General features: G+C 29.9%; 1 pseudogene. It reads left to right on the top strand.

Annotated elements, in window-relative coordinates:
• Nucleotides 1–274: pseudogene (locus tag FD06_RS07730) on the top strand (helix-turn-helix domain-containing protein); the annotation flags it as partial.

The raw sequence follows: 274 nt of genomic DNA, 5'->3' as shown, positions 1-274 counted from the left end.
CCACTGTACTATTTTGGGTACGAATGTATCAAAAATATGGAATTAATGGTTTAATTGTGAAAACTAGTAAACAAGCATATTCTTATATGTATAAATTAAAAGTGCTGAACTGGATGAGACTCCACAAAAGCTCATACCCAGAAACAGCACTTCATTTTAATATCTCTTCACCATCATCAATATTTATATGGGAAAGAAGATTAGAAAATAGGACGCTTAATCACATGACAATCAAACATCCACTTAAAAAGAATCTCACAAAAAGTAATATTAA

The sequence above is a fragment of the Apilactobacillus ozensis DSM 23829 = JCM 17196 genome (assembly GCF_001435995.1).
GTDB classification, from domain to species: Bacteria; Bacillota; Bacilli; order Lactobacillales; family Lactobacillaceae; genus Apilactobacillus; species Apilactobacillus ozensis.
This window is presented reverse-complemented; position numbering and strand designations above follow the sequence as displayed.